The organism is Lysinibacillus sp. KCTC 33748 (assembly GCF_002237755.1).
Taxonomy (GTDB): domain Bacteria; phylum Bacillota; class Bacilli; order Bacillales_A; family Planococcaceae; genus Lysinibacillus.
Window position 1 is genome coordinate 91,020 of sequence record NZ_MWSJ01000001.1, and the last position, 16,198, is coordinate 107,217.

Annotated in this window: 12 protein-coding genes; all 12 read left to right on the top strand. The window is 40.5% G+C overall.

From position 1 onward, the window contains the following. Positions 1–245 precede the first annotated feature (245 nt). Positions 246–1,214, top strand: coding sequence for an ABC transporter substrate-binding protein (locus B1B04_RS00430; protein WP_079559368.1), 969 nt, complete (start codon positions 246–248; stop codon positions 1,212–1,214). Beyond that, positions 1,211–2,212, top strand: coding sequence for a FecCD family ABC transporter permease (locus B1B04_RS00435; RefSeq protein WP_079559369.1), 1,002 nt, complete (start codon positions 1,211–1,213; stop codon positions 2,210–2,212). Before B1B04_RS00430 ends, B1B04_RS00435 begins: the two co-directional genes overlap by 4 nt. Then, positions 2,209–3,684: an adenosylcobinamide amidohydrolase gene (locus B1B04_RS00440; RefSeq protein WP_079559370.1), complete on the top strand. Its 1,476-nt coding sequence runs from the start codon at positions 2,209–2,211 to the stop codon at positions 3,682–3,684. Before B1B04_RS00435 ends, B1B04_RS00440 begins: the two co-directional genes overlap by 4 nt. 130 nt (positions 3,685–3,814) lie before the next feature. Beyond that, positions 3,815–4,378, top strand: a complete 564-nt coding sequence (locus B1B04_RS00445; RefSeq protein WP_079559371.1) for a cob(I)yrinic acid a,c-diamide adenosyltransferase — start codon at positions 3,815–3,817, stop codon at positions 4,376–4,378. 481 nt (positions 4,379–4,859) lie between these two features. Continuing rightward, positions 4,860–7,082, top strand: coding sequence for a heterodisulfide reductase-related iron-sulfur binding cluster (locus B1B04_RS00450; protein WP_079559372.1), 2,223 nt, complete (start codon positions 4,860–4,862; stop codon positions 7,080–7,082). A 198-nt stretch (positions 7,083–7,280) separates the two neighbouring features. Continuing rightward, positions 7,281–8,486: an acetyl-CoA C-acetyltransferase gene (locus B1B04_RS00455; RefSeq protein WP_079559373.1), complete on the top strand. Its 1,206-nt coding sequence runs from the start codon at positions 7,281–7,283 to the stop codon at positions 8,484–8,486. Then, complete coding sequence (locus B1B04_RS00460) at positions 8,486–9,337, top strand: 3-hydroxybutyryl-CoA dehydrogenase (protein WP_079559374.1); 852 nt, start codon at positions 8,486–8,488, stop codon at positions 9,335–9,337. Before B1B04_RS00455 ends, B1B04_RS00460 begins: the two co-directional genes overlap by 1 nt. Positions 9,338–9,406: 69 nt before the next feature. Further along, the gene (locus B1B04_RS00465) at positions 9,407–10,543 is read left to right on the top strand and encodes an acyl-CoA dehydrogenase (RefSeq protein ID WP_079559375.1); all 1,137 of its coding nucleotides are present in this window, start codon (positions 9,407–9,409) and stop codon (positions 10,541–10,543) included. A 133-nt stretch (positions 10,544–10,676) separates the two neighbouring features. Continuing rightward, positions 10,677–11,813, top strand: a complete 1,137-nt coding sequence (locus B1B04_RS00470; RefSeq protein WP_079559376.1) for an acyl-CoA dehydrogenase — start codon at positions 10,677–10,679, stop codon at positions 11,811–11,813. A gap of 3 nt (positions 11,814–11,816) precedes the next feature. After that, entirely contained in the window at positions 11,817–12,449 is a 633-nt protein-coding gene (locus B1B04_RS00475) for a TetR/AcrR family transcriptional regulator (RefSeq protein WP_079559377.1), read from the top strand. Between the two features lie 129 nt (positions 12,450–12,578). After that, positions 12,579–15,827 (top strand): fused isobutyryl-CoA mutase/GTPase IcmF, encoded by a 3,249-nt coding sequence (gene icmF / locus B1B04_RS00480; RefSeq protein WP_079559378.1) that lies wholly within the window; start codon positions 12,579–12,581, stop codon positions 15,825–15,827. A gap of 127 nt (positions 15,828–15,954) precedes the next feature. Then, positions 15,955–16,116, top strand: coding sequence for a hypothetical protein (locus tag B1B04_RS25490; protein ID WP_170938864.1), 162 nt, complete (start codon positions 15,955–15,957; stop codon positions 16,114–16,116). Positions 16,117–16,198 lie beyond the last annotated feature (82 nt).

Below are 16,198 nucleotides of genomic sequence, written 5' to 3' on the forward strand. Positions count from 1 at the left end.
ATAAACCTAAAAAGTTGGGTAATAACCCCCACAATGTTGTGCGGAAACTCACGGTGTAGGCGATAAATCCACAATGTTGGGTGATAAACTCAAAAAGTTGGGCGATAACCCGCAGCGTTAAGAGATAAACCCAATGTTGCGCGACAACTCCACAACCTTAAACGATAAAAACCCAAAATGTGTCGATCAATCAGAAAAACAAGTCGTTAAATACTTTATGCACAGATAGACTAAGGGGGATTCACATGAAGAAATTTTGGAAAATAGGATTATCAGCATTTTTAGCTGTTAGCTTGCTTGCAGCATGCAACACAAAAGAGGCGACAAATGACAAGCCGTCATCTGCTGAGCAGCAAGAGACATCAAAAGTAGATCAAGCAACATTCCCAATAAAGATAACGGATGCTACTGGCAAAGACATTACGCTAGAAGCACCCCCTGAGAAAATAGTCTCTCTTATTCCGAGTAACACTGAAATTTTATTTGGTCTTGGCTTAAATGATGAAATAGTGGGTGTATCAGATAATGACGATTATCCAGCAGAGGCTACTAAAAAAGATAAGGTTGGCGGTACAGATTATAATATTGAACAAATTATTGCTTTATCGCCAGATATCGTTTTTGCACATGCATCGGGTATGAGTTATTCAAAAGGAGCCATTGAACAGCTTGAGGCTGCAGGTGTGAAAGTATTTGTTGTAGCGGATGCTAAAAGCTTTAATGAGACTTACAAGACGATTGAACAGCTTGGTCGTGCAACAGGAAAACTAGAAGAAGCTAAGAAAATTGTCACAAATATGAAGGCAAAAGTTAAAGAAGTTGAAACAAAACTTGAGGGTGTTGAGCCAAAGAAAGTCTTTGTAGAATCGTCGGATGAGCCACAGATTTATACAGCTGGTAAAGGTACATTTATGAATGAAATGCTAGAAATGATTCATGCTGAAAATGTGGCAGCAGATGTAAATGATGACTGGTATCCAATTGATGCTGAACAAATTATCGCGAAAAATCCAGATGTCATTGTTGTGGCATATAATTATGTACCGAATATTTTAACGAAAATACCGAAACGTCCAGGCTTTGACACAATCTCTGCTGTAAAAAATAAAGCTATTGTACAAGTGGATGAAAGTACGACAAGTCGTCAAGGTCCACGATTAGCAGATGGTCTTGAGGAAATAGCAAAGGCCGTTTACCCAGAGGCGTTTAAATGAGTAAAACAATTGTAGCCTATGTAACAGCAATTACGCTTTTAATCATTAGCATCTGGTGTGGTGTAGCGATAGGCTCAGTTCATATTCCATTAGAAGTATTGTGGAATAAGGCGGCAGATGAAACAGCCGCCAATATTTTATGGAAGATTCGTTTACCTCGAGTGATGCTAGCGGGGCTTGTAGGGGCATCACTTGCTATTGCAGGGGCAGCTTTTCAAGGCCTATTAAAAAATCCTTTGGCTGATCCTTATACGTTAGGTGTTTCCTCTGGTGCATCAGTGGGCGCAGTGATGACGATTTTCTTTAGTGTCTCAATACCTGTCATCGGTCATTTTACATTGCCAACCTTTAGTATGATAGGTGCCATATTAACGATGGTAGCTGTTATGGGCTTTGCTAGAATAGTAGACCGTTCACTAAAAATGGAAACTCTTATTTTAACAGGGGTAATATTTAGTTCATTTTTAGGTTCCTTGATTTCATTAATGATTGCATTATCTGGTGAGGAGCTACGCCAAGTAATCGGATGGTTGCTCGGTTCAGTATCGATGCGTGGTTGGCCTTACGTTCAGATGATCATTCCGTTTGTCATTATTGGCTCCATTATGCTTTGGACACAAAGACGTGAGTTAAATGTTCTGTTATACGGTGAAGAACGTGCGAAGCATTTAGGTGTCAATGTTAAGCGTAGTAAATATATTATTTTAGTAGGTGGATCCATGCTGACAGGAGCAGCGGTAGCTGTTTCCGGAACAATTGGCTTTGTTGGTTTAGTTGTTCCTCATATGACGAGAATGGTTTGGGGTTCAGATCATCGTCATTTATTGCCATTATCATTTTTAAATGGGGCAACTTTGCTAATTATTTGTGATCTAATAGCAAGAACAATTATTATGCCAAGAGAATTGCCGATAGGTGTCATTACTGCATTTATTGGGGCGCCCGTTTTTTCCTATATTTTTTATAAACAACGTAGAGGCAAGGGGGTACGGGCATGATTGTTGTTGAACATCTTTCCGGTGGTTATGAAGACGTACCGATCGTCCACGATATAAGTTTTTCCGTTGAAAAAGGTAAAATACTAGGGATTTTAGGGCCAAATGGTAGCGGGAAATCCACACTGTTAAAAGTAATAAGTGGCATACTGCCAGCAACTGCAGGCACTGTATTAGTAGATGGTAAAAACAGTAGCTCTTACACTGCTCGTGCATTAGCAAAGAAGATGGCAGTGCTGCCACAATTACATGCTAATGCCTTTTCAAACAGTGTAAGGGAGGCTGTATCGCTTGGACGTTATCCACATCAAACTGGCTTCTTTTCAAGCTGGTCTGATCGTGATGAACAAGCAGTGCAACATGCAATGCTGCAAACAGGTGTGAAACGCTATGAACAGACATCGATGGAATTTTTGTCGGGCGGTGAACAGCAAAGGGTTTTTGTCGCCCAGGCTCTTGCACAAACAGCGGAAATATTGCTGCTAGATGAGCCGACCAACCATCTAGATATTGCGCATCAACGTCAAATTTTAGATATGGTACGAAAGGAAGCAATAGAATGTGGTTTGACCGTTATTATGGTACTGCATGATATGAATTTAGCTTCTCTTTACTGTGATGAATTATTACTAATGGAGGAAGGGCGGATGCGGGCATTTGGGGCGCCACATGAAGTATTAATCGCTTCGCAAATCGAGGACGTTTATCATGCACGAGTGGCAACTTATGCACATCCAGAAATGCCAAAGCCTCAAATTACAATGATGCCAGCCTCCGTTGAACATCAGCAACGTGCTGTCATTAAAAAAGAAAATTTCACTGTTACAGATCATTTCATTCAGCTTCAATCAGAGTTTCCTTTAAAAACGGTGTCCTCAGCTGTCCATAATCCAGGTATCGGTTGGTATGATTGTCTGTTAAATCGCTCTGTACCAATAGATTATGTGATTAATGATGTAAAGAGAGAGGTCGCAGAATTTTTACAAAAGGAGCACTTTTCATCTACAAGTACAGTCGTCATGCTAACAGCTGTGCCAACAAATCTTGTCGCTATTAATGAATTTCCAGCTTCCTTTGGTAGCGTTCTTGTAGTTGTTACGGCTGGGGTTGGTAATGCTGTTGATGTATCTCGTGCACATGAAAGACAAGATGAACCATATATTGGTACTATAAATACGTGGGTCATCGTGAATGGCTGTTTATCAGAAGAAGCGTTTTTCCAAGCAATGATGACGGCTAATGAGGCGAAAACAAAGGCATTGCAATCAGAGAATATTCGTGATGAGCTTAGTGGTACGATTGCAACAGGTACTGCTACAGATAGTTTATTGATTGCAGCGACACAAAAAGGGGAAGAAATGCTGTACGGCGGTCCCATTACTGATGTAGGTAAGATCATCGGTAAAGGCGTTTTTGAAACGACTGTACAGGCAATAAGAAATTATCTTCATTCAGTAAATGACTCTCACCGTTGAAGGTGGTGAGATGATTGCTAATGTGGTTCCTTATAATGGGTGTCCAAACACCTACTGAATGAAGATAAGCCTCCGGACGCAATTACGCCAAGGCGAAATTGATAAAAAACAATTCTAGGAGATGAGAGAAATGAAGCTGTACACGAAAACAGGCGATACAGGGAAAACAAGTCTTATCGGTGGACGCGTTGACAAAGATAGCTTACGCGTAGAGACATATGGGGCCATCGATGAATTAAATTCTTTTATTGGCAAGGCTATTAGTGAATTAGATCGTGAGCTATTCAAAGATATTCTAATTGATTTAGAAACGATTCAGCATGAGCTTTTTGATGCAGGTGGTGACCTTGCTAATGTTATGAAGGAGCGTCATTATAAGCTTACAGAGCAACCGATTGAAGTGTTGGAATCGCGTATTGATGCATTGTCAGATGAAGCACCACCGTTACAACGCTTTATTCTACCAGGCGGTGCACCAGCAGCTGCAACTTTACACATTGCTCGCACAGTAGCACGTCGAGCAGAGCGTCAAATGGTAACGCTTATGAAGGAAATCGAAGATGTACCGACAATTGTACAAAAATATTTAAACCGTCTATCTGACTATTTATTTGCGGTTGCACGTGTTGTGAATTTCCGATTGAATGTTGCGGATATTGAATATATTCGAAGCGGCAATGTCTTTAAAAAATAACTACCTAAAGTTGTGGTTATTGTGATGAATTCATTTTTCAATGAGTACTTAGAAGATTTATCGGAACAATTTTAGCTTTTATCAGAATAATTTCAGTTTTTATCAACTAAGGGCGACCTCTCGGGGATTAGTCACAGATGAGACCGCGATTAGGGGAACGAAAGGCTATAGGCATCACGCGCACTTGAAAAGTCGATTTGTCATCAAAAACATGATGCAAATCGACTTTTTTAATATCTAAATACAATCAAAAGACGGATTTATAATATAAGTGAATAAATCTCTTTAGTGGTTAATAGCCCGCTTTGAAAATAGGGTGGCTTTTCTTCTTGTAAAATGTAAGAATATTAAATTATCAGAAATATTTCCGTTTTATGTTGACTGAATGCTCACTCATTTATTAGAATAGGAATATAATGATTGAACTAGCAAATTTAATACAAAGAGAGAAACTTACGACAAACTAAAGGGGGGACCAACCATGAGTCCATTAGTAATTGCAAACATTGTTCTAACAGTCGTGGTTGTGCTTTATGCAGTAGGGTTATTTTTCTATCTGTTAAAAACACGCTATAAGTTTGTGCAATTGGGGAAAAAGGTTGAGTTTGATGAAAGTGTTCAAGAACGAATTCGTTATCTTATGGTCAATGTACTTGGCCAAAATAAGCTATTAAAAGATCCGAAGAGTGGTTTAATTCACGTTATGTTCTTCTATGGATTTTTGATGGTGCAGCTAGGCGCCATTGATTTAATTTGGAAGGGGTTAGCACCTGGATCACATTTGCCGCTTGGCATTTTCTATAGTGTGTTTACATTTTTCCAAGAGCTTGTAGTATTAATGATTTTAGTGGCGGTCGTGTGGGCATTCTACCGTCGTTATGTAGAAAAGCTAGTACGTCTAAAACGAGGCTGGAAAAATGGGCTTGTGTTAATATTCATTGGCGGGTTAATGGTATCCACATTGCTTGCAAATGGTATGGGACTAATTTGGCATGGTGAAGAACTAACATATACAGAGCCAGTTGCTTCTGGCATTGCTGCTATTTTTAGCTTCTTACCAGCATCAGCAGCGGCAGTTGTTTTCTATGTAATGTGGTGGGCGCACTTATTAATTCTATTAACATTCTTAGTGTATGTACCACAATCGAAGCACTTCCACTTAATTGTGAGTCCAATCAATGTGTACATGAATCGTTTAGATCGTACAGGTACTTTAACACCAATCGATTTCGAAGCATTAGAAAATGCTGAAGATGAAGAGGATATTCCAGCAATTGGTGTTGGACGTATTCAAGACTTCACACAAAAACAAATGCTAGATTTATATTCTTGTGTAGAGTGCGGACGCTGTACAAATATGTGCCCAGCGTCAGGGACAGGGAAAATGCTATCACCGATGGATTTAATCGTGAAGCTACGTGATCATTTAACATTTACTGGTGCTGTTGAGATTAAGCAAAAGCCTTGGGTACCTTATCAATTCTTTGCTAAAACAAAGGGGAATCAGTTAGCGATGGCAGCTGGTGCTGAGGGGGCAGTTATTGAAGATATTTACAGCCCTTCTTTAATCGGCGAAGTCATTACAGAAGAAGAGATTTGGGCATGTACAACTTGCCGTAACTGTGAAGATCAATGTCCTGTTATGAATGAGCACGTCGATAAAATTATTGATTTACGTCGTTACTTAACAATGACTGAAGGAAAAGTAAACCCTGATGCACAACGCGCGATGACAAATATCGAACGTCAAGGCAATCCTTGGGGCTTAAACCGTAAAGAAAAAGAAAATTGGCGTGACCTAGATCCAACAATTCATATTCCAACAGTGAAAGAGCTGAAAAAATCAGGCGAAGAAATGGAATATTTATTCTGGGTAGGTTCAATGGGGGCGTTTGATAACCGCTCACAAAAAATTGCCTTAGCATTCTGTCGTCTATTAAACGAGGCGGGCGTGAAGTTTGCGATTTTAGGAAATAAAGAGAAAAACTCTGGGGACACTCCTCGTCGTTTAGGAAATGAGTTTTTATTCCAAGAGCTGGCGACAGCGAATATTGATGAATTTGAGAAAAACGACGTGAAGAAAATCGTTACAATTGACCCTCATGCTTACAATATCTTTAAAAATGAATACCAAGACTTTGGCTGGAAGGGTGAGGTCTACCACCATACAGAACTATTGAATCGATTGATTGATGAAAATCGTCTAGCGTTAAATTACGAAGTTCATGAAACGATTGTGTTTCACGATTCTTGTTATTTAGGTCGTTATAACGATGTTTATGATGCACCACGTGAGATTTTACGAGGTATTCCAGGTATTAAGCTTGTGGAAATGGAGCGTAATCGTGAAGAAGCAATGTGCTGTGGCGCAGGTGGCGGCTTAATGTGGATGGAAGAGCATGTCGGCAACCGAATTAACGTAGCAAGAACAGAGCAAGCTTTAGCAACGAATGCTTCAGTTATTTCTTCTGGATGTCCTTATTGCTTAACGATGCTTGAGGATGGTACGAAGGCAAAAGAGGTTGAGGATACAATCGGTACATTCGATGTTGCAGAACTATTGGAGCGTTCAGTATTTGGTGAAAAAGTGAAAGCTGTCGAAGAGTCTGTTGAAGAAGCAGCGGATGTAATGGTTGAAGAAGTAGTAGCTTCTGTGGATAGTGTCGAACAAAACGAGAAAGCAGAGACTAGCGCAGAAAAATGATGGTTATTGCAGAGATATTTTAGTTATCTGAAAAATATAAATTGCACAATAAATAATTGTTTTGTAGAATAAGATTAAATGGAAATGGGAGTTGTACTTAAAACTCCCATTTTTCATCGATAGAGGTCGAGCGAGCGTTCAGTCAACGTTGATGCTCTTATACTTCTTCTAGAACGTAAAACAAAAGGGGTGTTTTACTTGAATAGAGCAGTAATTTTAGCAGGAGCAAGAACTGCATTTGGTAAGTTTGGAGGTTCACTATCAGCATTAAGCGCCAGTGATTTAGGCGCGATCGCCATAAAAGGGGCATTTGAGAAAGCGAATATTTCGCCTGATGAAGTGGATGAAGTAATTTTAGGCTCCGTTTTACAAGGGGGACAGGGCCAAATTCCTTCAAGGCAGGCTGCGATCAAAGCAAGCTTACCAATAGCAGTGAAAACAGAAACGATTAACAAGGTTTGTGCGTCAGGGATGCGTGCTGTAACACTAGCGGATCAGCTAATTCGATTAGGGGACGAAGAAGTAATAATCGCTGGTGGTATGGAATCTATGTCCAATGCACCGTATTATCTACAAAATGGTCGAACAGGCTTACGCATGGGCGATTCAACAATGGTAGATGGCATGCTATATGATGGCTTAACATGTGCTTTCGATAAGACAAGGCCGCATATTGGAAGCTACGGTAATGTAACGGCCAAAGAATATTCGTTAAGCCGTGAGGAGCAGGATGCTTGGTCTGTTCGCAGTCATGAACGTGCACTTGCAGCAATTGAAAAAGGTTACTTTGCTGAAGAAATCGTACCTGTGGAAATTCCACAACGTAGGGGAGAGCCGCTTCATGTCGATACGGACGAGGCACCAAGAGCTGGTACGTCAATAGAAGTACTTGCAAAACTCAAGCCAGCCTTTGATAAGGATGGAACGATTACAGCAGGTAATGCACCTGGCGTTAACGATGGTGCATGTGCCTTAGTAGTAATGAGTGAGGAACGTGCAGCGCGTGAAGGAAGAGAGCCGCTGGCGGTGATTATCGGCCATGAAGAGCTTGCGATTGAACCAGAGAACTTCCCGCAAACACCAGGGCTTGTCATTAACCAATTACTTAAAAAGACGGGGAAATCATTAGCTGACATTGATTTGATTGAAATCAATGAAGCATTTGCAGCAGTAGCTCTTGTCAGCAAGCAGCTGGCGGATTTAGATGCTGAAAAGGTCAATGTTAACGGTGGTGCAGTTGCGTTAGGTCATCCAATCGGAGCATCTGGAGCACGCATTATTTTAACACTTGCTCATGAACTAAAACGTCGTGGCGGTGGTATCGGAATTGCTGCTATCTGCTCAGGTGGAGGGCAAGGCGATGCGATTATGATTGAAGTACCGAAAACAGGGGGACACGAATGATGGGAATTCAAAAAGTAATGGTTATTGGTGCAGGGCAAATGGGCTCTGGCATTGCACAAGTTTGTGCACAAGCTGGCTATGATGTAAAACTGAACGACATGAAACAAGAATTTTTCGAACGCGGTTTAGGAGTCATTACGAAAAACCTAACACGTGATGTCGAAAAGGGGCGTAAAACTGAGGATGAGAAGGCAGCCATTTTAGGTCGTATTAATATGTCACTAGATTTACAGGATGCTAGTGATGTAGATATTATCATCGAGGCTGCTGTGGAGAATATGGAAGTGAAGCAATCCATCTTTAAGCAAATTGATCAGATTGCACCGGCACACGCCATTTTAGCTACGAATACATCATCTTTACCAATTACGGAAATTGCAGCTGTTACGAATCGTCCAGAGCAAGTGATTGGTATGCACTTTATGAATCCTGTACCTGTTATGAAGCTTGTAGAAATTATTCGAGGGTTAGCTACTAGTGATGAAGTCTACAAAGCAGTTGAAGACATGACAGTAAAACTATCGAAAACGCCAGTGGAAGTAAATGACTTCCCAGGTTTTATTTCGAATCGTATTTTATTACCAATGATTAATGAAGCGATTTACGCATTGTATGAAGGTGTAGCGTCGAAAGAAGCCATTGACGATGTAATGAAGCTCGGCATGAATCATCCGATGGGACCGTTAACATTGGCAGATTTTATTGGCCTTGATACATGTCTATCCATTATGGAGATTTTACATGAGGGCTTAGGTGATAGTAAATATAGACCTTGTCCATTGCTTCGTAAGTATGTGGCAGCAGGATGGCTAGGTAAAAAATCTGGAAGAGGCTTTTACGTTTATGAATAATCCTATGGGGATGGGACGATTCAAATGAAATGAAATGCAACGGGACAACGTACAGGGGTGACATTATAGATGCATTTACAATTTACAGATGAACAAATAATGATGCGTGATATGGTTCGTGATTTTGCTCAGGATAAAATTGAACCGTGGGTAGAACGTATGGAAGCAGGAGAGTTTCCACGTGAACTCCTTGCGCAAATGGGAGAATTAGGTTTAATGGGGATTACAACGCCTGAGGAATTAGGCGGCTCAGCGATGGATTTCACATCGTACATAATTGCAATCAATGAACTATCAAAGGTTAGCGCAGTAATGGGTGTTATTTTATCCGTGCATACTTCGGTTGGAACAAACCCTATCATTTATTTCGGCAATGATGAACAGAAGAAACGCTATGTTCCAAAGCTTGCCGCGGGTGAATATTTAGGGGCATTTTGTTTAACAGAGTCTAGCGCTGGTTCTGACGCTGGCTCTTTACAATCCAAAGCGGTGCGAGATGGTGATGAATATGTCATCAACGGCTCCAAGGTGTTTATTACAAACGGTGGAGAAGCAGATGTTTATATTGTCTTTGCTTCAACGAACCCTGCTGAAAAAACACGTGGTATTTCAGCATTTATTGTTGAAAAAGGAACACCAGGCTTAATCATAGGTAAAGATGAACATAAAATGGGCTTACACGGCTCACGTACAGTTCAACTAACATTCGACAACTGTCGCATTCCAGCCGCAAACCTTCTTGGGGAGGAAGGGGAAGGCTTTAAAATTGCAATGGCTAACTTAGACGTTGGACGTATTGGAATCGCAGCTCAATCTCTAGGCATTGCCGAAGCGGCGCTAGAGGCAGCTACTGCGTATGCAAAAGAACGTGTCCAATTTGGAAAGCCTATTGCAGCGCAACAAGGGGTTGGCTTCAAGCTTGCTGATATGGCAACTGCCGTAGAGTCAGCAAAGTTACTAGTTTTTCGAGCAGCAGATTTACGCACAAAAGGGTTGCCATGCGGAGCCGAGGCCTCGATGGCGAAACTTTTTGCCTCTCGTACAGCCGTGCAAACAGCGATAGACGCTATACAAATTTTTGGTGGCTATGGCTATACAAAAGACTATCCTGTAGAACGATATTTCCGAGATGCAAAGGTGACAGAAATATACGAAGGTACAAGCGAAATTCAAAAGCTAGTCATTAGTAAACATTTACTTAAATAAAGTCTGATGTTATTGCGAAGTTGATTTTTCAAGGATGGTTGGCGATTGCACAGGGAAGACCGTTAATCCCGAGAAATATCATCACATATAGAAATCAACAAAACTGAGTCTAACGAAAAAGGGGAAATGGACAATGAACTTTCAATTAACAGAAGAGCATGAGCAATTACGTGAAATGATTCGTGATTTTGCTATCAATGAAGTAGCACCAACAGCAGCTGAACGTGACGAGAACGAAGAGTTTGACCGTGCAATTTTCGATAAAATGGCAGAGCTAGGCTTAACGGGTATTCCATGGCCAGAAGAATACGGCGGTGCAGGCTTTGATTATCTTGCATATGTCATTGCAGTAGAAGAATTATCACGTGTATGTGCTTCAACAGGGGTAACTTTATCAGCACATACTTCACTTGCGGGTTGGCCGATCTTTAAATTCGGTAATGAAGAACAAAAACAAAAATACCTTCGTCCAATGGCAGAAGGTAAACATATCGGTGCATACGGCTTAACGGAGCCAGGATCAGGTTCGGATGCTGGTGGCATGAAAACATATGCAAAACGTGATGGCGATGATTATATTATAAACGGCTCGAAAATCTTCATTACGAACGGTGGAGTAGCAGATACATATGTTGTATTTGCAGTAACAGATCCAGAAGCTAAACATGGCACATCTGCTTTTATCGTTGAAGCAGGCTTTGAAGGCTTCTCGGTAGGAAAGAAGGAGAAAAAGCTAGGTATTCGTTCATCTCCTACAACTGAAATTATTTTTGATAACTGTCGCGTTCCGAAAGAAAACCTGCTTGGAGCTGAGGGAGAAGGCTTCAAAATTGCGATGACAACACTAGATGGAGGACGTAATGGTATTGCCGCACAAGCTCTAGGTATTGCCCAAGGCGCATTGGATGCAGCGGTTGAATACGGTAAAGAGCGTGTGCAATTTGGTAAGCCGATTACTGCCAACCAAGGTGTATCCTTTAAGCTTGCAGATATGGCAACTCAAATTGAAGCATCTCGACTGCTTACATACCAAGCGGCTTGGTTAGAATCAAATGGTCTACCTTATGGTAAGGCGTCAGCAATGGCAAAATTAATGGCTGGGGATACGGCGATGAGTGTAACGACTGAGGCGGTTCAAGTCTTTGGTGGATATGGTTATACGAAGGATTATCCAGTTGAACGCTTCATGCGTGATGCAAAAATTACACAAATTTACGAAGGTACACAAGAGATTCAACGACTTGTTATCTCTCGTATGTTGACAAAGTAACGTATGACAGAAAAAGATAAAAGACCCCAAGTACAGTCAACAGTAAAAGATGAAAATCTCATCGCCATTCGTCGAGAACAGATGATAGAGGGAGCCATTAGATTATTTAAAGAAAAAGGGTTTCACCGTGCCACAACGAGAGAAATTGCAAAAGCTGCAGGCTTTAGTATCGGAACATTATATGAATATATTCGGACGAAGGAAGACGTCCTTTACCTTGTATGTGATAGTATTTATCACCATGCGATGGGGCGACTTTCAAGTTTTGAGATTAAGGCAGGAACGATTGAAGAGCTAAAGGAAATGATTCGAGAGTATTTCTTGCAAATTGATAGTTTGGTTGATGAGCTGACAATCATGTACCAGGAAACTAAATCGCTGTCGAAAGAAGCACAACGCTATGTATTTAGTAAAGAGTTTGAAATGGTTGCTACTTTTGAGCGATTACTAAAACGCTGTGTGCAGTCAGGTGAAATAACGATGACAGATAAACAAATTCACTTAGCAGCAAATAATTTAGTCGTTTCTGGACAAAGTTGGGCATTCCGTAAATGGGCGCTCCATCGTCAGCACTCGATTGACGAATTTATTGAAATGCAAATAACACTGTTCATTTCAGGCATAAAGGGGTTCTAATAAGTTCTGTAAAGGGGTTGTCGGTAATTGCATAGAGCGACATTGCAATTACCGATTTTTTTTATGATTAGAAAGCTGTTTCATTACACAAAGGGTTAATTGATTAAGGGGAGAAAGTGGGGATTTCATATGACAAAGGTAGAAGTATATCGTCCAAAAAATCACGTACGTTTTGTTACAGCATCAAGTCTATTTGATGGACATGATGCTTCGGTTAACATTATACGACGTATTTTACAATCGAGCGGTGTAGAGGTAATCCATTTAGGACATAACCGCTCCGTGGAAGAAGTCGTAAATGCTGCGATCCAAGAGGATGCGCAAGGTATTGCGGTATCATCTTATCAAGGCGGACATATGGAATACTTTAAATATATGTATGATTTGCTGCGTGAAAAAGGGGCGCCACATATTAAAATTTATGGTGGTGGCGGTGGTGTTATTTTACCGCGTGAAATTAAAGAGCTACATGCTTACGGGATTGCTGGGATTTTCTCACCAGAGGATGGGCGTGTTTTAGGATTACAAGGGATGATTAATGAGAAAATTAAAGGAACTGATTTCCCGACTGCTATAGGTAGCTATCAAGAAAAGCTGGATGCTCTATCGACAGAAACACCTGAAATTTTAGCAAACTTATTAACTGCGGCTGAGTCGAATGATGATGAAGAAACGAAAAAGATGCTAGCGGAAGCTCGCAAACGCTCAAAAGGAACGCCTGTAATAGGTATTACTGGAACAGGTGGTGCAGGTAAATCTTCCTTAACAGATGAATTAATTCGTCGTTTCTTGAAAGAGTTTCCGGATAAGCGCGTAGCTATTCTGTCTGTCGATCCGACAAAGCAAAAGACAGGCGGCGCTTTACTTGGTGACCGAATTCGTATGAATGCGATTTTCAATAATCGCGTATATATGCGTAGTTTAGCAACTCGTGGATCTCGTACAGAGCTTACTGCTTCCATTGGGGACGTGCTAGATGTAACGCGTGTAGCGGGCTATGATTTAATCATCGTTGAAACAAGTGGTATTGGTCAGGGTGACGCGGAAATTACAAAATACACTGATCTATCTATGTATGTAATGACAAGTGAATTTGGTGCGCCTACACAGCTTGAGAAAATTGACATGATTGATTTTGCGGATGTGATTGCCATCAATAAATTTGAACGCAAAGGCTCTGAGGATGCACTACGTCAAGTGCAGAAGCAATATCAACGTTCACGAGAGCTTTGGGATGAATCACTGGATAATATGCCTGTGTACGGTACGATTGCTAGTCAATTTAATGACAAAGGAACGAATGCTTTATTTGCTGCATTAGTAAATATCATTAATACGAAGACAGGTAGTCATTGGGAGACGGGCTATGAGCAATTTGCGAAAACGCAAAAGCAAGATGTGATTATTCCAAACGACCGTCGTTATTATTTACGAGAACTCACGGACACTGTGCGTGGCTATCATAAAAAATCAGAGCAACAGGTGGAATTTGCTCGCCGTCTATTCCAATTAGAGGGATCTATTGAAACGATTAAGGAAAAGGCGCCAAATGATGCATTAATCGCATCTCTTACTTCTTTAGCGGAAGGTGTTAGAGATGAATTAACGGCTGAATCTAAACGTATTTTAGATAATTGGCATGCTTTAAAAGAAGCGTATGCTGGAGATGAATTAGTAACGAAAGTTCGAGATAAGGAAATTCGAACAATTTTAAAGACAATGAGTTTATCTGGTACGAAAATTCCTAAAGTTGCCTTGCCAAAATTCGTAGATTATGGTGAAATTTTACGCTGGGTTTATAAAGAAAATGTACCTGGTGAATTCCCATATACAGCTGGGGTATTCCAATTTAAACGTGAAGGGGAAGATCCGAAGCGACAATTTGCTGGCGAAGGAACGCCTGAGCGTACGAATAAACGATTCCATTATTTATCGAAGGATGATGATGCGAAACGTTTATCAACAGCATTTGATTCGGTAACGCTATATGGTGAAGATCCAGATTACCGACCTGATATTTATGGGAAGGTTGGAGAGTCGGGTGTTTCTATTTGTACGTTAGAGGATATGAAAAAGCTATATGCAGGCTTTGATTTATGTGCACCATCAACTTCTGTATCGATGACAATTAACGGTCCAGCACCGGTTATTTTGGCAATGTTCATGAATACGGCTATTGATCAGCAAGTGAAACTACGTGAGAAAGAACTGGGTCGACCTTTAACAGTTGAAGAATTTACGGAGACGCGCGAGAAAACATTACAGGTTGTACGCGGAACCGTGCAAGCAGATATTTTAAAGGAAGATCAAGGGCAAAATACATGTATATTCTCAACAGAGTTTGCGTTACGTATGATGGGAGATATTCAGCAATACTTTATCGATCATAAAGTTCGTAATTATTATTCTGTATCTATTTCTGGTTACCATATTGCTGAAGCTGGTGCGAACCCAATTTCACAGTTGGCCTTTACATTAGCAAATGGCTTTACGTATGTAGAATATTATTTAAGTCGAGGAATGAATATTGACGACTTTGCGCCAAATCTATCATTCTTCTTCTCTAATGGACTTGATCCAGAGTACACAGTTATTGGACGCGTAGCTCGCCGTATTTGGGCAATTGTTATGCGTGATAAGTACGGCGCCAATGAACGAGCGCAAAAATTAAAATATCATATTCAAACATCTGGACGTAGTTTGCATGCGCAGGAGATTGACTTTAATGATATCCGCACAACGTTACAAGCGTTAATGGCATTACAGGATAACTGTAATTCATTGCATACGAATGCATATGATGAGGCTATTACAACGCCTACAGAAGAATCTGTACGTCGTGCGATGGCTATTCAAATGATTATTACGAAGGAACATGGCTTAGCAAAAAACGAAAACCCATTACAAGGAGCGTTTATCGTAGAAGAGTTAACAGATCTTGTAGAAGAAGCGGTACTAGAAGAGTTTGATCGTATCAATGATCGTGGTGGCGTACTAGGTGCAATGGAAACACAATATCAACGTGGTAAGATTCAAGAGGAATCTATGCACTACGAGATGCTAAAGCATTCAGGTGAGTTACCAATCATTGGTGTAAACACATACTTAAATCCGAATCCGCCTTCTGAAGATGAAATTAACAATATGGAAATTGCGCGTGCATCGACGGAAGAAAAAGAGACGCAAATTCGTAATTTACAAGCCTTCTGGAAGCAACATGAAGGCGAGAACGCAGCGGCACTTGCCCGATTACAACAAGTAGCTGTAAACAACGGTAATATTTTCGCGGAGCTTATGGAAACCGTAAAAGTCGCTAGCTTAGGGCAAATCACGAATGCTTTATACGAGGTAGGCGGACAATATCGTCGTAATATGTAATGATCGTTAACGTTTATTCTATTTTGTACAAAATGTTTGTATAGTTTTAAGTGCCTAGTCTTAGGATTAGGCACTTCTTTTTATTTCCGTTATAATAGAAATGTAAAAAAAAGGGGAGACGCAATAGATGATGAAATCGGCTATTAACTACATCATTATTTTAGCTTTGGTGGTAGGAGTTATTTTCCTGTATGATAAGCAAATTGGCGCTGTTCCTTTACTATTATTATCTGTCTATTTGTTTTACTTGGGGATAAAAAAGATGCGTGATATAAAAAACAGTAATTGAAGCTAGCAATGAGGATAATACTTTGTATATAATGGGTATTATGCTTATGATGGGAAGTTACTTTTGTGCGGCCTTTTTTTGC